Annotated in this window: 24 protein-coding genes; 7 read left to right on the top strand and 17 right to left on the bottom strand. The window is 43.0% G+C overall.

Annotated features, from left to right (window positions below):
* Nucleotides 1–36 precede the first annotated feature (36 nt).
* From ACYUCY_RS06170 to ACYUCY_RS06190, 5 genes are all read right to left on the bottom strand, one after another.
* Entirely contained in the window at nt 37–1,671 is a 1,635-nt protein-coding gene (locus ACYUCY_RS06170) for a PKD domain-containing protein (protein ID WP_460225581.1), read from the bottom strand.
* A 296-nt stretch (nt 1,672–1,967) separates the two neighbouring features.
* Nucleotides 1,968–2,159, bottom strand: a complete 192-nt coding sequence (locus ACYUCY_RS06175; protein WP_460225582.1) for a hypothetical protein — start codon at nt 2,157–2,159, stop codon at nt 1,968–1,970.
* Between the two features lie 25 nt (nt 2,160–2,184).
* Nucleotides 2,185–3,117, bottom strand: a complete 933-nt coding sequence (locus ACYUCY_RS06180) for a DegV family protein (RefSeq protein WP_460225583.1) — start codon at nt 3,115–3,117, stop codon at nt 2,185–2,187.
* A gap of 313 nt (nt 3,118–3,430) precedes the next feature.
* Nucleotides 3,431–3,715, bottom strand: a complete 285-nt coding sequence (locus tag ACYUCY_RS06185) for a hypothetical protein (RefSeq protein WP_460225584.1) — start codon at nt 3,713–3,715, stop codon at nt 3,431–3,433.
* 71 nt (nt 3,716–3,786) lie between these two features.
* A complete protein-coding gene (locus ACYUCY_RS06190) occupies nt 3,787–4,962 on the bottom strand; it encodes a hypothetical protein (protein WP_460225585.1) in 1,176 nt (391 codons plus the stop codon).
* 62 nt (nt 4,963–5,024) lie between these two features.
* Here ACYUCY_RS06190 and ACYUCY_RS06195 point away from each other — a divergent pair, with 62 nt between their 5' ends.
* On the top strand, nt 5,025–5,210 hold the full coding sequence (locus ACYUCY_RS06195) for a hypothetical protein (protein WP_460225586.1): 186 nt from the start codon (nt 5,025–5,027) through the stop codon (nt 5,208–5,210).
* A 74-nt stretch (nt 5,211–5,284) separates the two neighbouring features.
* On the opposite strand, the gene ACYUCY_RS06200 is transcribed toward ACYUCY_RS06195, so the two are convergent.
* The 5 genes from ACYUCY_RS06200 to ACYUCY_RS06220 form a co-directional block, all read right to left on the bottom strand.
* Entirely contained in the window at nt 5,285–6,226 is a 942-nt protein-coding gene (locus tag ACYUCY_RS06200; protein WP_460225587.1) for a 2-hydroxyacid dehydrogenase, read from the bottom strand.
* Between the two features lie 182 nt (nt 6,227–6,408).
* Nucleotides 6,409–7,050, bottom strand: coding sequence for a YceI family protein (locus ACYUCY_RS06205; RefSeq protein WP_460225588.1), 642 nt, complete (start codon nt 7,048–7,050; stop codon nt 6,409–6,411).
* A gap of 30 nt (nt 7,051–7,080) precedes the next feature.
* The gene (locus ACYUCY_RS06210; RefSeq protein WP_460225589.1) at nt 7,081–7,665 is read right to left on the bottom strand and encodes a YceI family protein; all 585 of its coding nucleotides are present in this window, start codon (nt 7,663–7,665) and stop codon (nt 7,081–7,083) included.
* 98 nt (nt 7,666–7,763) lie between these two features.
* Nucleotides 7,764–9,695, bottom strand: coding sequence for an outer membrane protein assembly factor BamB family protein (locus ACYUCY_RS06215; protein ID WP_460225590.1), 1,932 nt, complete (start codon nt 9,693–9,695; stop codon nt 7,764–7,766).
* Nucleotides 9,696–10,310: 615 nt separating this feature from the next.
* The gene (locus tag ACYUCY_RS06220; protein WP_460225591.1) at nt 10,311–10,721 is read right to left on the bottom strand and encodes a hypothetical protein; all 411 of its coding nucleotides are present in this window, start codon (nt 10,719–10,721) and stop codon (nt 10,311–10,313) included.
* A 407-nt stretch (nt 10,722–11,128) separates the two neighbouring features.
* Here ACYUCY_RS06220 and ACYUCY_RS06225 point away from each other — a divergent pair, with 407 nt between their 5' ends.
* Nucleotides 11,129–12,160, top strand: coding sequence for an alpha/beta fold hydrolase (locus tag ACYUCY_RS06225; RefSeq protein ID WP_460225592.1), 1,032 nt, complete (start codon nt 11,129–11,131; stop codon nt 12,158–12,160).
* Between the two features lie 70 nt (nt 12,161–12,230).
* Here the strand turns inward: ACYUCY_RS06225 and ACYUCY_RS06230 are convergent, their stop codons facing one another.
* Complete coding sequence (locus ACYUCY_RS06230; protein ID WP_460225593.1) at nt 12,231–12,680, bottom strand: nuclear transport factor 2 family protein; 450 nt, start codon at nt 12,678–12,680, stop codon at nt 12,231–12,233.
* 126 nt (nt 12,681–12,806) lie between these two features.
* Here ACYUCY_RS06230 and ACYUCY_RS06235 point away from each other — a divergent pair, with 126 nt between their 5' ends.
* The 5 genes from ACYUCY_RS06235 to ACYUCY_RS06255 all read left to right on the top strand — a co-directional run bounded on the left by ACYUCY_RS06235 (nt 12,807) and on the right by ACYUCY_RS06255 (nt 17,166).
* Nucleotides 12,807–13,058, top strand: coding sequence for a hypothetical protein (locus ACYUCY_RS06235; RefSeq protein WP_460225594.1), 252 nt, complete (start codon nt 12,807–12,809; stop codon nt 13,056–13,058).
* A gap of 254 nt (nt 13,059–13,312) precedes the next feature.
* Nucleotides 13,313–13,693 carry a hypothetical protein gene (locus ACYUCY_RS06240; protein ID WP_460225595.1) on the top strand — a complete coding sequence of 127 codons (381 nt, stop codon included), beginning with the start codon at nt 13,313–13,315 and terminating at the stop codon, nt 13,691–13,693.
* A gap of 192 nt (nt 13,694–13,885) precedes the next feature.
* Nucleotides 13,886–14,752, top strand: a complete 867-nt coding sequence (locus tag ACYUCY_RS06245; RefSeq protein ID WP_460225596.1) for an EamA family transporter — start codon at nt 13,886–13,888, stop codon at nt 14,750–14,752.
* Nucleotides 14,753–15,070: 318 nt separating this feature from the next.
* Nucleotides 15,071–15,586 carry a hypothetical protein gene (locus tag ACYUCY_RS06250; RefSeq protein ID WP_460225597.1) on the top strand — a complete coding sequence of 172 codons (516 nt, stop codon included), beginning with the start codon at nt 15,071–15,073 and terminating at the stop codon, nt 15,584–15,586.
* Complete coding sequence (locus ACYUCY_RS06255; RefSeq protein WP_460225598.1) at nt 15,583–17,166, top strand: methyl-accepting chemotaxis protein; 1,584 nt, start codon at nt 15,583–15,585, stop codon at nt 17,164–17,166. Before ACYUCY_RS06250 ends, ACYUCY_RS06255 begins: the two co-directional genes overlap by 4 nt.
* Nucleotides 17,167–17,323: 157 nt before the next feature.
* Here the strand turns inward: ACYUCY_RS06255 and ACYUCY_RS06260 are convergent, their stop codons facing one another.
* The 6 genes from ACYUCY_RS06260 to ACYUCY_RS06285 form a co-directional block, all read right to left on the bottom strand.
* Nucleotides 17,324–17,701 (bottom strand): PH domain-containing protein, encoded by a 378-nt coding sequence (locus ACYUCY_RS06260; RefSeq protein WP_460225599.1) that lies wholly within the window; start codon nt 17,699–17,701, stop codon nt 17,324–17,326.
* Nucleotides 17,698–18,273, bottom strand: a complete 576-nt coding sequence (efpL, locus tag ACYUCY_RS06265) for an elongation factor P-like protein EfpL (protein ID WP_460225600.1) — start codon at nt 18,271–18,273, stop codon at nt 17,698–17,700. The genes ACYUCY_RS06260 and efpL overlap by 4 nt, the downstream gene beginning before the upstream one ends.
* Before the next feature lie 335 nt (nt 18,274–18,608).
* A complete protein-coding gene (locus ACYUCY_RS06270; protein ID WP_460225601.1) occupies nt 18,609–19,796 on the bottom strand; it encodes an alpha/beta hydrolase-fold protein in 1,188 nt (395 codons plus the stop codon).
* A 100-nt stretch (nt 19,797–19,896) separates the two neighbouring features.
* Complete coding sequence (locus tag ACYUCY_RS06275) at nt 19,897–20,610, bottom strand: pseudouridine synthase (RefSeq protein WP_460225602.1); 714 nt, start codon at nt 20,608–20,610, stop codon at nt 19,897–19,899.
* Nucleotides 20,611–20,863: 253 nt separating this feature from the next.
* A complete protein-coding gene (gene fumC / locus ACYUCY_RS06280; RefSeq protein ID WP_460225603.1) occupies nt 20,864–22,249 on the bottom strand; it encodes a class II fumarate hydratase in 1,386 nt (461 codons plus the stop codon).
* A 51-nt stretch (nt 22,250–22,300) separates the two neighbouring features.
* Nucleotides 22,301–22,537 (bottom strand): DUF3303 domain-containing protein, encoded by a 237-nt coding sequence (locus ACYUCY_RS06285; RefSeq protein ID WP_460225604.1) that lies wholly within the window; start codon nt 22,535–22,537, stop codon nt 22,301–22,303.
* Nucleotides 22,538–22,581: the final 44 nt, after the last annotated feature.

Raw genomic sequence — 22,581 nt, forward strand, 5'->3', positions numbered from 1 at the left:
CTTTCTCTTGATCCCTTAATTTCCCCCTCCCTATATTTAAGGCGTCGCCGTACCACAAGTAAGGAACACACCATGACCGTCACCAAGACTAATTAACGGTGATGGGTTTGCGGTTCTCTTACGTGTATCCGGTGTTGTCCTCGGCAACCAAAACACAACTTCTTGGCAGGGTCCAGCTTCCCATTCAATATCAATCTGGCCTTCTATACTGCCGTCAACATTAAGATCTATTTGTCTATTGACGAATAAATTGTTGGTGTCAAAATTTTCATGCCAGAAATAATGATTCGAGGGTAGTATCGATTCAACTCTCGCTATTTGATTATTTACATACTCGTAATCTCTGGAATCTTGATACGTTGCACCAGGACGTGGGTCGGTACTCACGGTAAGGTCGATTGCGCCGTTCGCATCCCAAGTGAAATCACGTTGCAGTTGGGTTGCAATGGTTCCGCCTTGCGCAACAGTCCATAGATCACTTTGCAAAACACCTTGAGCGTCATAATTTAATTCAATTTCTTGAGTAAGGGGATTTGGCATCACGGGGAAATTAACCGTGCCCGATGCCGTATCAAGTAAGCCCCCGCTATAAGATCCTATAAATTCCAGGGCGCTTTCCTGATTACCCATGTTGAATGTTTCAAGCAATACAGAATTAAAAGCGCTTTCCCCATTCCAGGTGTAGGTAACTCTAGAGGATTTGTTCGTTGAATTAATATCCCAAAATTCTAATAAATTATTGGCATCATATGAGAAAGATTGAGTTTCACTCTCCGTGATTTCGATAAAGGGCCCGAGTTTAAAACTAATAAAATCAGTGTCCGCCACGCCATCGTCGGTATAGGTGTAAGTAATCGAATTCAAGGTGCCGTCGGGATTGTAGTCATGAACAGCGACGCCTTCAAAGATGCCATTATTGTCATAGTCATAACGCATGGTTTTTACGCGGTGAGTAAAACTAGTACCGGGAGTCGTTACTTGATCGCTGACTGTGATATCGAGGGAGTCAGTTGCAACTAATCCGCCAGCATCTGTTACCGAAAGTTGAAAAGTTAAGGTCGTATCGGCACTGACATTCGGGGCAGTAAAAGAAGCAGAAGCCGACGTTGGATTGCTGATGATAACAGTGGGTCCGGTCGTTTGGGACCACTGGTAGCTCACCGTGCTTTCGGCATCTGTGCCGCTTCCGCTTAAGGTCACATTGCTCATTTCAATCACCGACTGATCGGCACCCGCGTTTACTGTTGGTGGGGTGTTAGGCGGAGGAGATTGGTCGAGTACCGTAATGTCGACAGTATCGCTCGCACTCGCGCCATCGGTATCAAAAACCGTTAAGCGTAAGGTAATGAGTGAATCTGCGTTTACATCAGGCGCAGTGAATGAAGCGGCTGCACTGGTGCTATTGTTAATTGTGACGCTGGGCCCGCTATTCTGTACCCATTGGTAGGTGACTGCACCTTCTTGGTCAGATCCTACTCCTGTCAGATTAACCGTTGTTGTTTCATTTACTGATTGATCTGCACCGGCATCAGCCGTTGGTGGAGTATTGCTACCAGAACCACCCCCTGAACCTCCGGGGATTCCCCCATCATCCCTGCACGCGGTGACGAACACCAAACTGGCGATCAATGTAGGAAACACTAAATTATTTCTTCTTGTTCCATTCCTCATAGTCTTAACTCCGTAATTGGATTTTTAATATTAAGTTCGCGATGAAATTCCGCAGGTTTTAAATTTTTGTATTAAAGGCATAAAACCGTGGAGTTAAGAAAAAGCTACGCAAAGCCTTTTTCTTAATTGGAATTGGACGGATGAGAGAAGGCGCTTTGACAATATTTGACAAAGTTTTTTGTGGTGAATCAAGTGAGGGGAAAATAGTGATTGGGCTTAATAATGGGAGGGATTAGTAGTTCGATCTTACTAGTTATCGATCAGGGGTCCTAGAAAGGTGGTTACTATTCCATTATTCAGTGCCGATTCTTAAAATCGTTTAATAACGCTAATAGTTTGCTGTCTTCAAGATAAAACATATGCTCTGGTTTAGTTGGCGATATCGCGTTGATAATGAGCTGAGATAATCTCAGCTCGGGGTACTTTTCCCAGGTTTCTTTTAGTGCCGTTAGTACGTCTTGTTCCAGCCCGGGTTCTTTTTGTGACATCTTATTATCTCTTTCGTTTTAACATTTAAGTCCACTCGTGGGGATCAGTCGCTAGTGATAGTGAGACCGAACCGACGCTAGAGTAAACACCACCGGCAATACTTGCCACGGAAGGCACCAGAGTGATTTTTTTCTCGGCAGCTAAGTCGCTTAGTTCATCGTAACCCGGTAAGGCTTTCAGGTCGTCGAGAGAGCCGACATAGTTTAGCGTAATAATTGGGCTGTGTAGGCCTTCCAGTATTCTTGAGCAAGCGTGTTCAAATAATTCTTTTGCGGCGTTGTTAAAGCCGCGAATTTTTTTGGGTACGTAAGATGAATCATTGGAGTTGCAGACCACTGGGCATATGCCCAGAGTGCTGGCAACTTTAGCTTGCATCCAGCTGATATTGTTTTCGTTTCGAGAAGCGGCGCGTGCACGGGCGACAACAATATCTCTAGGAATAATGTAAGTGTGAATTTTTTCGGATAATGAATCCATTTTGCGACGAACTTCGTCGTGATTTTTATCTTTTAACAAACGCCGAATTGTTTCGATTGCCATTAAACCTTGGCCCGCGAATACAGTTCGGCTATCCATCACACGAACGGTAGTGCTTTTATCTGGAAGCGATTTGCTGATTTTAGAAACGGCTAAGTTGGCGTTGTTGTATGTGTCGCCTTGGGTGCGGTTAACAGTTTGAACAATAATTCGATTATAGCCTTCGCCAATTTTTTTATTAATGACGCTTTCAAAATCTTCTGGAGACGGAGGTGTCGTTATTACATCGTTTTTGCTGGTCAGTGTGTCGGACTGAAATAACTCAACATTCTTTTTAGGGCTACAAGGGTCGCGATGAGTTTCACCGTTGACGGTGTAAGTGAGTGGTACGAATGAAACGTTATACTTATTGCAAATCGAGGTTGGCAGACTGCAAGCCGAGTCGACGATGATAGTAGTTTTTGTTGTTGAGTCTGTCATAGGTCACCCAAAAATAGAGAGAGTTATTATGTGATGCTAGAAACTGATTTCGAATAGTCGCTTTGCCCTCAGCGTAACTATTAGCCTCTTAGCATTTCAGTAGTCAATATTATGAGTAATTCCTGAAGTCTTGCAGACGTCATGAGCTGGGCGGATGAATCACAATGCTAAATGGTCGTGGCGAGAAGGGTGCGGAATCCCTTTAAACTTGAAAAACGGTTTGAACACAACTCTGTGAATTAAGATCTATTTCATTACGTAGCTGATTTGGTAATTCGCAAAATGACCAATTCTAGTTATATTTTGGCTCAAATTATTGAGCACCAAGTACTTCTTCGACGAGCTCTGCACCGGAAATCATATATCGTCGTATATCAGAATCAGCTATTTGATTTAAGTCTTCTGATTCAATTAGGATGATGCCGGCGATCTCTCTTAACTCTGGGTCTAGGGTTTTCTTTTGAGCGCCGTGGGCTATGATGATCTCCGTGATCGACTCGGGTACGTAATCAGTCATATGAGCGGGTGGGCCATTGCTCAAATATTCCTGACAACGTTTTGCCAAGTGATTATTTTTTCCAAAAAAATTCTTAAACATGCATATCTCTCGCAGATGAAGTTATTTAATGCTGATTATTTGTGGGCCCAAAATATATTCCTGCAATACACCTAGTCTTGGTTAAAAGTAAAACGCCCAATATGAGTACTACCACCGATGCCGCCCACCCAGATGTCGCCATTCACTTTAATAGCAACGGTTCCCAGTTTTAATTTATCACCTACTGGTAATTCTTTACTCGCTACGACACTTAATGTTTGTTCGTCGATAAGGGCAACCCCCGTTGAAGCTTTATCGCAAAGGCCTTGTCGAAGGCATGCGCCGACGTTCTCTCGAACGCCTTTTTGTCCGGCAACCAATATTGTCTCGTTCATTCCCCAGCGCACGTTATCGATATGGAAGTCGACTTTCACCATTTGTTTTTCCGGCGGTTGTTTGCCTCGTGACAATCGTACTAGCGCTTCATCATTCCAAGCCCCGATGTAAAACCATTCTCCATCTTTTGAAGTGATTAAACCGTTGGGCCCTAACATGTCGCTACCTGGAACTTTGGCCCAGCCGGAAGTCGGCTGCCATTCCCAGACCTCTCCACCTGCCAAATTAAAATTTGTTGCGGCGAAGGCGCCGTTTGGCAATGGCGCGACCGAATTTAGGCTAACTTTCTCAGGAGCGATGACACAACCTTGCCAAGTTAATTTCGGCGCCGCATTTACATTGAGTTGAAAAACTTCAATCGCTTCGCGATCTCCATGACCCACCACATAAAGGGTATGAATCCCGTTCTCACCTTCGCGCAAAGCTAAACCATGAGGCCGGAAATTTGAAGTTAAAGGACCGGGGCAGCTGGGAAATTTTTCTTTGTCGTGAACTTGTTTGGCAGTGTCGCTGGGAAAAGAGAGCTGGCTGCTAAGGTCGTCAGTATTTGTTACATAGAGATGACCGGCGTTTTCCATGTTTGAAATCATTACATAAGATGACCCTGGAATTGAAAGCAAGTCTTCGGGGTTCGACATCGCGCAGATAAAATCATCGTTGCTTTGGCAATCTGTCAGCACCGCTTGTGCTGCACTCATCATTGAGAAAGGGATGGCGAATAAAGAGAGTATTACGCGTATTCGTTTCATTTTATTGTCTCGCGAATTGTCATGACTGTTTGTGAAGAGCGTGTCACCTAAGGTGCCGGCATCTGGTGAAGAACAATAATTGCATTGAATTCCTAGGTCAACTGCACTATCGTTGGTCGTTAACAAAGATCGGTGACCAATCCCGTCAAGAGGAATTTTCACTATGAAAACAATAACTAAGCGTTCTTTGTCATTTCAATTCCGATCGTTTAACTGAGCCTAAAGTGTTACCGGCGGGTTCTCGTGTTTTAATTAGCGGTGCTTTTGACAATTCCGAAAATCAGGTGGGAAATTTTGATCCCTCGGCAATCGCCTATGGTGGACAACAAACCTGGGAAGAAATGTTTATTGGCTATTTGACTTATCATGAGACGGGGCGTGAGGAAGGAGAGAAGTTGTCGGCTAAATAGTTAATAAAAGACACCCATTAAAAAATGTTGTTCTCATCTGTAATTTTAAATGAGAACAGCATTTTTTTTGATCTTTATATAACAGGGGTCAATAACGGTCTTTGCTTAAAATACGCATCCAAATTATCGATTACCAGTTTACCCATCGCCGCTCGAGTTTCTAGTGTCGCACTGCCTATGTGGGGTGTAAGGACAACATTAGGTAAAGCTATTAATTCCGCAGGTACTTTCGGTTCGTTTATATAGACATCTAATCCCGCCGCGGCGATTTCATTTGTTTGTAGGGCTTCAATCAAAGCATCTTGATCGACAGTGTCGCCGCGACCAATATTAATAAACGTTCCGTCGCTACCCAGCGCGCGCAAAATTTCTTGATCGATCAGTTTTTTCGTTTCGACAGTGCTCGGTAGAACGTTGAGTAATACATCACTGTACTTGGCAAGCTCAAGGAGGTTCTCGAAATATTGATAGGGGACGTCTTTTTGATGTCGATTGTGATACGCAATATTCATTTTGAAAGCAAGCGCTCGTTTAGCGACTTCTTCACCAATTCGGCCCATGCCGACAATGCCAAGTATCTTGCCTTTAAGGCTGCGACCGAAGGGCATGCGCTGTTTTAACCAAAGGCCATCACGAACAAATTTATCGGAAGTGACAAGTTGACGTTGCGCCGCAAGCATTAATGCAATACCTAGATCCGCCACTTCATCGTTCAATACGTCTGGTGTGTTGCTAACTTTTATATGTTTTTCTTTTGCAAGCGCTAAGTCAATACCATCGGTACCGACGCTGAAGTTGGCGATCATCTTTAAATTTGGCAAGCTGTTTATCAGTTTTGCGTTGGCGAAATTTCCACTTGCGAGAGCAGTGCAATGTGGGGCGATCGAGCTCAACAATTCTTCTCGTTCAGCTTTGTCACGCGTTACCCATAGTTTATGCGTGGTGTAAGCAGCGTCCAATATTTTGATAGTTGGCGGGTCGAAATTATTAACGATAAGCAGAGTTGGTTTGTTCATTATGTTTATAATCTTGAAAATAAAAATAGGGATAATAGTAACTAGCTTTGTTGACCTTGGCTACGGGCAAAACTGTGACAAGATTCCAGTCGGGGAAGCAATAAACGACAGGTAAAAAAAGAGGGAGCTTAATAGCTCCCTCTTTAGTTAAAAAGAAATACTTAATCCGTATTCACGTTTGTCTATTCTGTGTCTTGAAACTCCACATGAATCTCTAATTCGATGTCATCACCTACACCGAAAGAAACCATATTATCCAAACCGAAATCTGAACGCTTGAAATTAGCACTTCCAGAAAAACCGAGAGTGTATTTCCGTGTTAAGAAATTGCGGCCGCCACCATGGAAATTCACATTGAGCGTTACTGGAGCAGTTGTCTCTAACAGGGTTAAATCGCCTTGGAAAACGAACGAGCTTTCACTAGTAGTTTCTAGCAAAGATGTGGTTCGGAATACTATCTGTGGAAACTGTTCTACATTAAACCAATCTTTGCCGCGAAGGTCTTCGGCAAACTCTGGGTTATCAACGTCAATGGATGCCGCGTCGATAATAACTTCGAGACTGGAGTTCGCTACATTTTCGGGATCAAAATCCAGTGACGCTTCGAAATCGTTAAATCGACCAATGTAGGTCGAAAAGCCCAAATGATTTATTTTAAACAACAAAGTCGCATGATCTTTATCGAGTGCGAATTTGCCCCCACTAATTTCCTGCATTTCTGTTTCAAAACCCGGTGCTAAGATACGATCACATGATATTAACAACACGGAACAGATCAGGATCACTGATAACTGTTGGATTTTTTTTAATGATTTTGTAAACATTGAATTAACCTATTAATAATAAACTTGTAATCACTGTTGGCCAGCGTAGACATCGACTGAGACGACAACGTCGTTGGGTATCTCAGCGGTGTTGGCCCAATAACCCTGACCCACATCAAAAGCTAAACGTTGGATAGTCACTTCACTGGTTAAATGAAATCGCACCTGACCATCGACAACTTCGATGTCGAGATTAAAAGGAAAGCTGATGGGGTTGGTTTTATTGCGAATCGTTAACGAGCCATCAGCTACGAAAGCGCTGCCTGATTCTAAACGGCACTTGGTGGCTTTAAAGGTGGCCGTTGGAAATTGATCGACATCGAACAATTCGATATCAAGCAAGTAATCTTTCGCTTCATCAGAGTCAAGGCTGATATCGGCGATAGGAATGGTTACCGAAAAATCGCAAGCGCTTGGGCTCATCGGGTCAATCTTAAAAGTCGCCTCGACATTTTTGAATTCGCCTTGATAAGGCGTGCCCTTATAAGAATATTTGAAGAAGACTTGAGATTCGCCGGGGTCGAGTGCCCAAGTAGCCGCTTGTGCCTGCACGCCCACAAATAGCAAAAGTGTGGCCATAGCCGCAGAGATGTTTCGATAAAACGAGGTTCGCATGATGTTTGATACTCCTGATAAAAATTTAATCTTGTTGCTGGGCGCTTCTACTAAACAATACGTTTTGTCGAAGCGCCTGTTAGTAATTATTAAAGGGTTTAGGGGAGGGCGTAAGCCACTAACTCGGTAGGTTTGCCTCCGCCGCTGACAAACATTGCGATGTATTGCTTGCCATCATGTTCATAAGTCATTGGTACACCGGTTTGGGTCGCTGGTAATTCAATTCTTGCGACAATTTCACCGGTCTTCTTATCGTGTGCGTACAACTTAGTGCCGCCACCAGCCCCTTCGCCAACAAATAATAAGGTTTTAGTAAGGACGATACCGGAACGAGTAGGGACACCCGTACGAGGAATATCAACACCTTTAAGCGCTTTATGGTTGGTGATCCCTTCAGGGGTGTCAGCATTGGCGACTTGCCAAACGTGGTCACCACTATTCATATCAATTGCGGTAATACGTCCATAGGGCGGTTTGACGACTTCCAAACCCTGAACTCGCGGAACTCGTGCACCAAATGCGGCGCTGTAATCGATATCGGATTTCTCGTCTTTACCAACGGCTAGAACGGATAACGCTGTTCGCGAAGGAATATAGAGAATCCCGGTGTCGGGGTCGAGAGCCGAACCCTCCCAATTTGCTCCACCCGTTGCAGAAGGAAGGCTCAGAACACCAACCGTGCCGTCAGGTGATTCTTTCAACGATGGGGGTGTGAATAGATTAGGGCTTAAGCGGAATTTTTCGATGGCTTTTTCGGCTTCGGCATAGAGCTCTGGCGTGAAATCAATCAAGTCATCCTTAGTGAAGCCCTGACGATCAAATGGAGCGGGCTTCGACGGATATGGTTGTGTTGGTGAATACCATTCACCGGGTACATCACCGGCAGGAACGGGTTTTTCTTCAATTGGCCAAATGGGTTCGCCGGTTTCACGATCAAAGGTGTAAACCCAATTTTGCTTGGTGACCTGCATAACGATTTTACGGCCATTGGGTAAATCTGCGAGTACGGGGGCTGCAGGGTTATCCCAGTCCCAAATGTCGTGGTGTATTAATTGGTAATGCCATTTACGTTTGCCGGTCTTAATATCTACAGCAACAACCGCATTCGCAAACAGATTGCTTCCTGGTCGATCACCGCCATAACGGTCACCAGTCGCTGATTCGACGGGTAGATAAACCAAGCCAAGCTCAGGGTCACCAGACATTGGTGCCCAAACCCCGGCATTGCCTGTGAAATTCACACCATCATCTAGCCAAGTATCGAAACCAAACTCACCTTTTTTGGGAATAGTATGGAAAGTCCAAAGTAGCTTGCCGGTGCGGGCATCGTAGCCTCGTACATCACCGACAACATTAGTCTTTGAGCGAGGACGCATTCCCACTTTATGTGCGGGTCCAACAACCACGACGTCGTTCATCACGAAAGGAGGCATCGAGGAGCCGATATCGATGTCATCGTAGCCATCAGCATTGGCGTTGCGTAGACCTTTAAATAGATCGACTTTGCCATTGTCACCGAATTTAGGGTCGGGAAGGCCGGTTTCAGCATCGAGAGAGGCCAAGAAGAATCCGGGAGTGATGGTCATAACACGCTGTTGGTCGCCCTTTGCCCAGAAAGCGACGCCGCGACCAGCGCCTTTGCGTGGTGCGGTACTGAATCTTTCGCCGTCGCGTGGGCGCCACATCCACAATACTTGACCGTTAGTGGCGTCAAGAGCGACCACGTTGCGAGTTGAGCCCATAGTCGCATAGATCACACCATCGACTTCTAATGGTGTTGAGGTGTTGTTGTATTCTGGGGAGGGGCCAAATTTTGCTGTCGAGAAACGCCATGCGAGCTTTAAGGACTCGACATTATCAGCATTGATTTGGTCCAGAGGTGAATAGCTCTGAGCAGCCATGTTGCCGTTATAATCGGGCCAATCCCCTTTGCTGACATCGGTGCCGGATTGGCTCCAAACCGCTGGTGCAGTTAAAAGGACGCAGGCACTGGCGATAATTGAGGGTATCAATCGTTTTGTTGTTATCATTTTGAATTCTCCGAAGTCATGTCTTTTGGACCCTGTGCACCTATTTATGAGTTAACAGCTTGGTTAGCGAGCTGCCGCCTGTTAAATCGTAGCGTGGATTGTTATGTCGAATAGTTGACCACAATGCCTAAAGCCGAGTCGGCTGTGCCGTCCGGCTACCGAGGTAAAACCAAGCGGAAATAGTGAATATGATAGTAGCCAAGGATAGGGCGGACGAAGAATAAACAATCTGTTTTCCTCAAGCAAGTCTAATCACTTCGCTTTAAAGAATATGAAGATAATTGACAATTCTTTAAGGCTTGAACTCAAAATCATTTACCTCAGAAGTGATAATTTTTTGTAAAGACCCTTGTAGCTAAATATGTTTGCTCGACTAATCATTTAGTTGTTCAGGGATTGGAAAGATATTACGGCGAAAAGTTGTTTGTTTTACCTTTCCTTACAGTGCTCATCTACACAGCGGGTTTTCTGCCTATACGTCAATGATTAATTTAATTGACTAAACAACCGTCCGACGGCGGTTTTTAATCATTAATGCCGAGATGATTCAGAGAGGAATATTATTATTCAACCAAGCAATTTAGAAGAAAAAGTACTTTAGGAAAGAAGTCGTTTTTAATTTTTACACTTCGAGGTTTTCGTCCCGCTTACTTGTAGCGGTGGTCCAGCACTTATCAAACCCACTGAATTTATATCAACATGAATAAAATTTTCCGTATATTTTTCTTGACATATATCGTTTGTTAAGCGGGTGATTATGCTGTCGTAACTGCTTTTTATTTTAAAAGAAAAACGACCTGCGCATATTGTTTCGTTCGGCGTAGAGAGGTTCTCTTGTCGGCACTGTAAGGTGAGAATTTCACTCTTAAAATTTAAATCATTTTTCTCAATCTGCGGATTTTTTATAAGCGCGGCATCGAGTGCAGCTTTTTTAAGTGATGGCAAGTCTACGGAGATGAATTCGCTGTTAGCGTAAACCGAGAGTGGAAGTAAAATCAGAATTGTTGCAATGACAAAATTTTTCATCTTTTATTCTCTTTTTATGGCCATAATATTTTGGCATTGGTTTATTCTACTAATTTTTTAAGCTTGGTGTTTCACATTCGGTGTTGACGATTGAACAGTAAATGGGACGCCGTCCCTATGAGAAATTACCGTGTTGCCAAGAAGTTGTTTTCGATCGAGCTTATTGGATTGCTTGTTTGAAACAAACCGTCCAGACATCCGCACCCTTTCTTCGCGAATCGCGACCGACTGGTATCACCACGCTAGCTTAGGTAAGATCTGTTTTACCCGTTCCAAGTGCAGTGGGTGACTTGTGTAGTGATCACTCGAATTAAACCGCTGGACGTAGGCAAGTGAAACCCATCTGGATATATCGTAAAAACTATCCATTCAAACGTAGCTATAAAACAATAAAAGGCAGATTGATTATGTTTAATCCACGGCAATATTATCGAGCGATTTCTTTCGCTTTACTCGCCTGCTTGGCGAGTACCACGGTGTTTGCGGCAGATGATTGGCCCAAGACACCGCCAACTGAGCCACCGGCGGATTGGGGCCCGGTGTCTGCGAACTTTGAAGAGATCGAATACCCTTATCCTGTTAAGTTCTTGAAGTTAAACCGTTTTAAGCAAGATATGTTGTTGGCCTATATGGACGTCGCACCGGCTGGGAAAGCCAATGGTCAGACCGTGCTGATTCAACACGGGATGAACTTCTATTCAGAAGCCTATGAGGTGGTGATCAAGGCCTTGTCTGAAGAAGGGTTTCGAGTATTGGCGGTTGATCGGATTGGTTATGGTAAATCCTCAAAACCGATAATCCCTTATGACTTTAATTTTGTTGCCGCCAACATGAAAGATTTGTTGGACGAGTTAGAAATTAAAGAGGTTGCCATTGTCGGTCATTCAATGGGTGGCATGGTGGTAAGTCGTTTTGCAATGATGTACGCGGATATGACAACTCATGTGGTGATGGTCAATCAAATCGGTTTGACTGATCAGCGTCAGGGGCGCCCTTGGCGAGACCCTTATGTTGCAGAGTTATCGCCTTCTAGCTACCGAGGTATTTTGGCGGGACATCGCCGTTATTTTCCGGGGGATTGGCCGCCAGCACATTTGAAATACGTGAAGCGTCAGTATGGCCAAACAATGAGTGGCGAATGGCCGCGTTTAGTGATGGTGCGACGACTGCAAGGGCAAATGTTGTATGAGGATCCCGTCGTTTATGATTGGCAACACATTAAAACTAAAGCTTTAGTGATGGGGGGAGAAAAAGATGGTTTAGTGGCGGATTTCCCCACTTTAGCAAAAAACGTTGCCGATCAATTGCAGAACTCAGCTTTGCTTTTGTACCCAAATATTGGTCATGCGCCGCATGTTGAGATTCCTGACCAGTTTAATAAAGATTTAATTCGGTTTTTGAAATCAGACCCGAAAAAGCCAGCGAGTGACTGGAAATAAAGCAGTAGAAAGATATAACGAATTAAAAAGGTTAGCGATCGAAAGGTTGCTAACCTTTTTTATTTTTTTGCTATTCATAATTGGCGAAGGAATTTTCAACGAGTAGCTGGTCATTAAATATAAATGTTTCGGTGACCAAACGACCCGGACTACCTTCATACAATATCGTGATTGAGAGGGGGCCAGTAAAAACATTTTTAAGTGCAAAGTGTAAATCGGGATTTGCCTCTAGTGCACCTTTCCAGTATTCGCCGATTGCTGGTTTTCCGATAAGTTTACCGTTTGCAATTCCAAGACGACCGCGAATAACGGGTGAATTCATTTCGAAACCATCAGCGTAGTGCGAAAGGATTTTCTCTAGGTCATGCGCGTTCCACGATTCGATCCAATCGTTGGCAAACTCTAGTGCAAATTCTTTGTTAACTCCGCTATTGGATGTAGATGATTTTCCTGGGTCGTTAGCGTCAGCGGCGAAAAGTTGGATGCTTGCAAATGCTAAAAATAATGATAAATATTTCATCAGACATAATTTCCAAATCAAATTAAAAAGGTCAGTATAAATACTTCAGATTAAATTAGTTGAGAAGGTGGGTTAATTTTAGTTTTTTATCGTTCGGATAACTAACAATAAGCCCGAAGATTTATCTTGGAAAATCAATTTTCGATTGCGGATATTATACTAGCTTCGAATCTGGTGAAATTTAACTATGGTGGTCAGTATATCGATGAGAAATCTAAACTTGCAGCTAACTTTAAATTGATTCTAAAGAGCGATGCGATAAGTGCAGCACTGCAAACGGAGCAGGAGTCAGCAAAAACGATACCGGGCTTTGATTATAAGCCATTATTTTTAGATGCTATTAACTCGATTGAGAGTGGCGAGGGAAGAGGTGGCTAGAAATAAATAACGGTTTTTGTGACTGCCGATTACTGATTGCTTAGAGAGTAAAAGATTGGTTCGAGATGTCGAGAATGATGCGAGTGCTTTCATGCCCATGCCGTGTTTTATGTAGATTTGTATCGTTAGAAAGGGTAAATAAACAATATTCTCGATTTTAATCGTAGGTAAAGTTGTGCTAGAGTCCCATGCGTTCGCGCGTACGATTTCGTAGGTGTAGTTGCAATCTATCAACCAGAAACTTGGGGAATAATATGAAAATAAGTCTCAAAATCTTTGTCGTCTCAGCACTTGTCTTTTTGGCCGCCTGCGCATCAACGCCGCAAAACCCAGTTCTCGGTGCATGGGATGTTAAATTGGATTCACCCATCGGTGAGTTACCCGGCACACTTACCTTTGCTGAAGACGGTTCTGGCACCATGATGATCGAAGCCCCTGGTGCAGAAGGTCAGCCACCCGCAGCATTTCAGGGTGTGACATATACAGACAATAATATTGAATTTTCCGCGACACTTGATGCGGGTGGTCAGCAAATTAGCCTATCGTTTGTCGGCGCCGTTGACGGGGATAATCTCACCGGAAATTTCGACACCGATTTTGGCCAAATGGCTGTGAACGGTACTCGTAAGCAGTAAGTATCAATGTGCGAATTTTATAATGTCGTACTAAATAATTTAAAAAGGCCCAGGTGTTAAGAAGCGTGGGCCTTTTTTAATTGCCACAATCATCATACCGGTGAAACCTTGTTCGTGCGGGTCTTCCCTCTACTATTTTTTAAATTAAGACAACGTGCAGGCTATTAAGCTACCCAGATTTTAAGGATCACTGTGTCGCTGATTACTTTTTCAGTCGTCTTGTTCGCGGCATTGTTACATGCGACATGGAATGCGCTTATCAAAGTAAGTGGTGATCGGCTCGCCATCATGGCAGTGATTACTGCGAGTACTGCTCTTCTTGTAACACCTCTGTTGTTTATTCTTCCTATTCCTGAAAAAGCTAGCTGGCCATACTTGGCTGCATCTGCTTTGATCCACGCGGGTTATATGTTGGTGCTAGTAAAAGCCTATGGACACGGCGATTTTAGTCAGATCTATCCCATTGCTCGCGGTTCCGCGCCTTTGCTTACTGCGCTTTTAGGCTTTGTATTTATTGGTGAGGTGGTTAGCGGGCAAGAACTATTAGGCATGTTTTTAATCGTTGGTGGTATTGTAGCTTTCGCCTTGGAAAGTCCGCGTAAAAATGTACAACAGGGCAGAACAAAAATTTCCTCCATTGGGTTGGGCCTTTCATTATTAGTCGGTCTTTTTATCACTAGCTACAGTCTGGTTGATGGTCTCGGCGCGCGAGTATCGGGGAATGCATTTTCATTTACTGCATGGACGTTTTTTTTCGACGGTTTTATTGTAACCAGCATTGCATTCGTTCGACGCAGAGGTCAGTTGAGCACAACCTTGGTAAAGGTATGGAAGCCGGGAATTCTGGTTGCTTTTATTTCTGCTATTGCTTATAGCTTAGTGGTTTGGTCTTTTACTTTAAGCCCGATTGGTTTGGTATCGACACTGCGAGAAACCAGTGTTCTATTTGCATTGTTAATCTCTGCGTTTTTGATTCGAGAAAAATTTTCCAGATATCGGGTGATCATGAGCACGGTCATCTTATTGGGTATTGGAATGATTGGCTTGGCGTCTTTATAACTTTAAGAATTGGGACGGCCAAGCAACACACGTTTTACTCCAAGAAATTATTCACTTGAGCTATTCCTGTATTCGACCTAAGCCTCTTTCGAGCGTTGCAAATATAACTAAAGCGTCTAGCTATCGCTCCATATATTTTTTTCTTTTATATGCCTTTAGATACTTGGAGCGCCTAGTGTTCTTCAAGCTTATATACCGTGCTCGATCGAAACGGCTCAATATAACCTTAACTAGCGCGAAGTAATTTCTGCTTCTACACTCAAATAACGACTTAAAAATTGAAGGCTTAATTTCCATTAACAATTTAAAGGCTATCTGATGAAGACGGTGAAATTTTTTTTATGGTTTACCCTACTTACGAGTCCCGCCATTTGCTTTGCAGCTAGTGAAACGACCTTCCCAAAAGATTGGCGCACATGGACATCGATCTCAACGCCGCTCACGCAGATAGGTGGTCTTCCTGGTTGTGATGCCGATGTAAGTAGCCTTCCTCCTATCTATCAAGAAACGGTCGAGACGTATTGTAATGTCCGTCCCGAAGGGCCCGGAGAAGCTTTAGTTTTGGTAAAACCTGCAGAAGTTGAAAACTTTAAGAGTAAAAACGGCAAAATGAAAGATGGGCCAGCGATGGTGCTTCACTTTACAGAGCTGAAGATACTGTTTGTTACTGGTCATAAGAAAGGGGAACCAACTTACGGTGTCTTTACGGAAGACGGTTCGGATATCACCGCTAAGAATCCATCGGCAGCTTTGGGCACTGCGACCTGCAGAACATGCCATACCGGTTACAAAGCGTTTTGTGCTAGTGGACAGTGTGCAACAGCGACTAAATGAAGCTCAGACCTAAACTTAGTTATATTTTACTTTTATCCTTGATGGGAGTGGCATTTGTGACTGCTTTGCCCTTGGGGGTAATTTTATACAGCAGTTTAGAAGAGGCTGAGCAGGAAAAATTAATTCAGACATCTGAAGCTGCCTTAAACCCTATCATTAGTTTGGCGACCCGAAGTATAAACGGCGCTAACATCATGAAGCTGCGTAACAGTGACGCAGAAAATCTTTATTCTTCTGCTAAGCCACTTTACCTTCATGTCGAAGGAATGTCGAAATCATTTGAAGCGAATGCCTTTGCTGAGGCAAGACCGCCACAAAAAATCGTACACACTTACCAAGAGCAGGAAAACGATGGTCGTATCGAATCAATCTTAAAAAATAAGAATGAACTTTATATTGATAAAAAAGAATATCTTCTCGTCATAAATTCCAGTCTTCCTGGCGTAGAGAATGGCGGTCAGATAACAGCCGTTTTTTCTGCGGCTGAGCTAAAAGGTTTAAGGTTAAAAATACTGAGTAAAATATTTTTGCCTATGATTGCTGTTCTTACCGTTGCATTTTTTATTGCTGCTTTTGTTGGTCGTAGGATTTCTGGGCCGATTTCTGAAACTACGAATCAAATTCAAAATATTAGTCACTCGCTTAATCTCAGTATGAGAGTGAGTACCAAATCTGGTTTTGCGGGAATAGATAGCATGGGCAGAACCTTTAATGATTTTTTGGGAAGAGTAGAAGAAATTATCAACCATGCTTACCAGCTTGTTGAGAATCTTCAAGGGGCTACAGACACATTGTCCAATATTACCAGCAACAATCAAAAAAGAGCGCAGCAACAAGATTCTGAAACCGATCAGGTTGAGGCCGCGATGGCGCAAATGAACGCAACGATAAAAGAGGTAAATAATCACGCTGAAGCAGCCGAGCGAGCGACTCAGGAAACCGCCAAGGAAGCAAACCAAAGTGCAGTGAACGTTAACGAAACCATCAGTACTATTAACCAATTGGCAAAAAGTATTGAATTGGCTTCTGATACGATTGAACGCGCCGAGCAAGACAGTAGCAATATCAGTAAAATACTGGATGTGATTCACGGTATTGCAGAGCAAACTAGTTTACTCGCGCTAAACGCGGCTATCGAAGCGGCACGTGCCGGGGAAAGTGGTCGTGGATTTGCGGTTGTTGCAGGAGAAGTTCGATCTCTTGCAAGTCGTACACAAGCATCGACAACGGAAATTGAGCACCTGGTAGATCGACTACAATCTGGGACGACAAAAGCTTGGGATGCAATCAGCAGTGGTAAGGAAATCGCTGAGCAGGGTGTTGATAAAGTACAACGTACCGGGCAATCCATCGTGGCGATTAGTAAGAGTCTCAACGTTATTAGTGAGATGAATACTCAGATCGCAGTGGGTTCTAGAGAACAAACTACTGTCACAAAAGTGGTTAGTAATCATGTTGCAGACATATCTAAACTCTCACAACTAAACGCCGAGGACGCTGCGAGAAGTTCGGAAGCCAACCGGCAATTAACCACGCTTGCGGAAAACCTCAATAAACTCGTCGCGCAATTTACGTTGTAATTTGGTCGCCTAGCCTGTAGAAGAAATAGCAGTGTGTCTCTAAGCTCAAATGTTTATTTTGTCGTAGAAATATTCTTCAAAGAATAAATATCGAATTCCGATTATTCTCTATTTAAGTGTTCTTTTCTTGAGAACAGGTCACTACCAGGTAGAATTTTTAAGCAAGAACATATTCGCTGACGTGCTTGTTGAAGGAAATGAGATCGAAGGAACCTTTAACTTCAAATTTTACCTTGCCGAGTTCGCTAATATAAACTTCTATTTCGCAATCTAGATCGAAGGTCCCAGACGTTTCCACAGAGAAAGCCTGGATTTTACTATAAGGTAGGGATGTGTAATCAACCTTTGATCCGGTAATACCTTGTACATTTGCTGCAATAATTCTTTTATTGGTAAATACCAATTGATCTCGAACCGTTTTAAATGCAGCAATGATGACTTCACTCTCGATGAGAAATTTGTGGAACTCATCACGAACATCTTTTGCTTCAATGGGCTTTAATTTAAAAACCTCAGAATTTTCAAAATCAATCATTTGCTATCCGCTCTGCTGATGAATTTTCCTTCTTCAACGTTAATTTTAATTTTTTCACCTGTCGATATATATTCAGGTACGTTTACAGTTAAACCTGTTGAAAGTGTTGCGGGTTTAGTTCGTGAAGTCGCGGACGCGCCTTTGATTGATGGATCGGTTTCCACAATTTCCAGCTCAACGTGAGAAGGCATATCCAAAGCGACGGGTGCATTATTAACAAGAATCACCTGAACACCCGTCGTTTCTTCATTGATAAAAAGAATCTCGTCGCTAATCGAATCTTTCTTTAAGTGGTAGGGCGTGTAATCTTCTTGATCCATAAATATGTATTCATCTCCATCGACATAAGAAAACATTGCTGGCCTACGGACTAAGTCGGCCAGATTAAGCATTTCTGAATCTTTGAAAGTTTCGTCAACTTTGTTACCGGAAACGACATCATACATACGCATCCGGTAGAGGCTGCCTCCAGCTCTGCCTTGAGGAACAGAGCGTTCGATATCCCTCACCATATAGGTCTTACCATCGAATTCGATAGCGGTATTTTTTTTAATTTCACTGGCTTTTGGCATTGAATAATCCCGTATAAAGTTGATAAAAATCTTGTTCTTAGCGTAGATAGACTAATTAAATGATGGCTATATTATCTCAGTTTTCGAACAACAGCTATTTAATAACTGTCGGTTGTTTTAGGTAGTATCCTGTCAAGGAACCAATTTATTGTGGCATAACATGAAGGATAATCCCGAAACCAACGGATTCGGGCGTAACCGTTATAGCGGCAAAAAATACCCTATGAAAGGACATGTTTTTGGCTTCTAAGGCTTTTTCTTCTAGGTTTATACTTGTAAGAAATACTGTTCTTCAGCTATTTCTTTGAACATAAATATGCTTGTTGATTGGGTTCTTATTCGTGATCTTTTGATATTCGCTTCAGGTAGTCTCTATACAGCCGATAATACGTGTCGCTTTCATCGACTAGGTTTTTGGCGGTCTCAAGTTTTTCTTTGGCTAATTCTAATTCTCCGTTCATTAAATGGATGTAGCCAATCGTGAAGTGTGCTTGTGCTTCGTTTGGGTCTTGTTCCAGAATGAATTGTGCAACTTCCCTAACGTTATCATTTTCTCCTTTAGCGATTAAACCTTGGGCGAGGGTTAATGCAGCCCAGGTTGGAACTTCCATTTTGTAGCCGAATGCAGTAGATAAATCGCCGTAATATTCTTTCATTTTTTCGAATGACATCTTTTCAATTTTATCAGATGAAAGGTGCCAGTCAGAAAAAAGGTTTTCGATGTTATTGTAAAAAACGCGATGGACTATCGAGCCGTGATCTTCATTTTTCAGGTAACTGTAGTTCAGCTCTAGTCCCGTAGGGTCCTTTTCGTTGAGAAGCTCGACAAATGCAGCAACCGATGTTGTTATATCTTCATGGTCTCCGTCTGCTGCGCTAACATAAAGCTTTCTGTTGAAGCTTGGTCCTTCGATGGAGAAGGCTTCCATTTTTTTTAATAGTAGACGGCTATCCCAAGATAAGTCGGGGCTAATTGCGAAATAAGCATTAAAAAGATTTGGTTTTTCTATTAGGGTATTGATGCTGAATATTCCGGCACGTGAATGACCAAACAGCATTCGATATGCAGCAGTACGATAGTTTTTTTCTGTATAGGGAATCAGTTCTTCTTTTAAAAATGCCACAAATTTATCAGCTGCAGCAACAGGAGGTCTGCCGTCAACAGAACTTGGCGAAAGATCGCGGTCGCGGCGATCGTAGTCGATATAGGGAATTGCGATAACAATCATCTCGGGAATGCGATTTCGCTCCGCGAGCACATCAACTGCTCCGGTAATATGATGAAAATGAAAAGCACCATCCAGCATGTATAGAACAGGATATTTTTTGTTGGGGGAGGTTTTGTAATCCTTGGGTAGATAAACCCATATTGGACGCTCTTCGTTTAATATTTTTGACTGTATTGTTAGCGCATTGCCAATAACAAGTGCGTTGGTTCTTTCTTGCACTTCTATCGCAGATAGATAGCCAGGGAGAATTAAGAAGAGGACAACGGAAAGCATATATGCGCGACTAGAAATCATGATAGCAATCCTCGTTGGCAACAAATACTAATAGGTCCGAGTAAAAATAATAACTATAAAAATAAACATTAGAATCTTAAGGGTAATCTACATCCGAAGTTTACCAGTCGGTAAAATTCGGAAGTAAACCCGCCAGCTCATTTTCGGTAAGGTTCCGACTAGCGCCAATTTTTAATTTTCCTAGTTGGATGTTGATAATACGAATACGCCTTAGCTCCGTTACCCTGTATCCAAAAGTTTCGGTCATTAAGCGAATTTGGCGATTAAGGCCTTGAGTTAGCGTAATGCGAAATCCGTACTTGGCTAGGCGCCTTACCTTACACGGTTTGGTCATCTGCCCGTGTATGCGTACTCCGCGTGCCATTCCGCGTAAAAAATCTTCCGTTACGGCTTTATTTACCCCGACCAAATATTCTTTTTCGTGATTATTTTCTTGTCGCAAAATCTTATTCACGATATCGCCGTTACTGGTCAAAAGAATTAGTCCCTCTGATCCTCTATCGAGCCGGCCGATAGGAAAAATTCGATGTTGGTGGTCAACAAAATCTACGATGTTGTTATCAACGTTCTGATCGGTGGTGCAGATAATCCCCACCGGTTTATTGAGCGCGATATAGACATGTTTTCGCTTGCCCTGAATCGTGGCTTTTAGTTTTATCTCTTCGCCATCAATAAAAACTAACATTCCTTCTAGCCACTTTGCACCAGTTTGAGCGACCTCTCCGTTCAGGGTGACACGTCGTTCCGTGATGAGTATGTCGGCTTCACGCCGAGAGCAATACCCACTTTCGGCGATGAATTTATTTAGGCGCATGTTTAACACTCAGTTTCATGATTGTAAGGAGGGAGCAATTTTAGCAAGATGCGACACCATATTCGAATTTTAAAATTGCTCTTTTAGTTTATATGTAAAAAATTTAAGTTCTCGATTCGATGGGATTTGTTGAAGCGAAGGCGTTTGAATATTTTTTCTTCGTCTTTCGCTTCAAGGTAAAAAATCGGATTTTAGAATCAATATTATAATTATTTGAATGTTAACCTACTTCAGTTGTATAGGTTTATAAAAATCAAACCCTTAGCATGGTCTCAACATCAATCCTGCCTTCAAATTCTTTCTCGCTCATTAAACCCAAGTCCAACACCGCTTGCTTTAAAGTGATGTTATTTTCAAAAGCTAACTTTGCAACTTTTGCTGCATTGTCATAACCAATATGCGGAGTCAATGCAGTTACCAACATGAGCGAGCTCTCGACATAGTGTTGAAGTTTATCATCGTTGGCTCGAATTTCTTTTACGCAATTGTTGGTAAAACTATTTATCGCGTCACTGAGCAATTGGATAGATTCGATAACGTTGTGAATAATCAATGGCTTGTAGACGTTGAGTTCGAAATGACCTTGGGTGTTCGCCATTGTTACCGCACTATCATTGCCGATGACTTGTAGGCATACCATGGTGAGGGCTTCGATTTGGGTGGGGTTTACTTTGCCGGGCATGATGGAGCTTCCGGGTTCGTTAGCGGGGAGTTGGATTTCATTCAGTCCGCAACGTGGGCCACTGGCCATTAGGCGTAAGTCGTTGGCGATTTTAAATAATTCTGTGGCCAACAATTTTAATTGGCCATGTAATTCACTGAGTGGACCGTGGGACGCGAGGGCAGAAAATTTATTGTCGGCGCTAGTAAAAGGTAAGTTGCATTGCGCGGCAATTTTTTTACAAATTGTTGGTGACCATTCAGGGTGGGTATTTAAACCTGTACCCACTGCGCTGCCGCCAATAGCGAGTGGGTAGATTGTTTGCAAGCTACTGCTTATTTTACTGTGGCAAAAGGCCAATTGATTAACGTAGGCTGAAAATTCTTGCCCTAAAGTGACCGGTGTTGCATCCATCATGTGAGTGCGACCGGATTTTATTTTTTCATCGAACTCTTCTGCTTTTAGCCTTAGCTCAGTGAGGAGTTTGGTCAGGGCAGGTAGTAAGTTCTGTGTGACTAACATTGCGCTGCACATATGCATGACGCTGGGAAAAGTATCGTTGGACGATTGTGATAAGTTCACGTGGTCGTTTGGGTGGATCGGTTTGTTACCGCCGCGTTTTTTTCCAGCTATTTCATTGGCGCGATTGGCGATCACCTCGTTGAGGTTCATATTGGTTTGTGTACCGCTGCCGGTTTGCCAAACGGCCAGTGGGAATTGCTCATCATGTTGACCCGCAATAATTTCATCGCAGGCTTTAACGATCAGTTGGCTACGCTCTTTGTCGAGTTTTCCCAGTTCGTGGTTTGAAAGTGCGGCGGCTTTTTTTAATTGCGCATAGTTGTGAATAAACTGCTTGGGAAAAATCTGTGAACCAATTCGGAAGTTTTCTAAAGAGCGCTGCGTTTGTGCCCCCCACAAAGCTTCGTTATCAACCTCTATTTCACCTAGCGAATCTTTCTCTTTTCTTGTAGACACGATGTCTATTCCTTTTTTAAGCAACTCAAACGGTACCTAATAGATATATTTTTAGTCAATAGGCACAATTATGAAATCAATTAAGTCTGCTGCATGTTTCGTCCATTCCGAGAACAGCGATACGTCATTGGTTTCCATCAGTTGATAACAGATACTCTTTTCTTTATTTACCCATGAATTTAAATAATACAACCCTTCCGGTAACATGCGGCCCTTTTCATTGAAGCGTTTATAGACTTCATCAAAACAGCCGGGCTTGAAATGTTCCTCAACCATGTACTGCTTCATATTTTTCCCTATGAATTCAAAATTTAAGAATTCTCTGAATATGC

This window comes from Aurantivibrio infirmus (assembly GCF_054767315.1).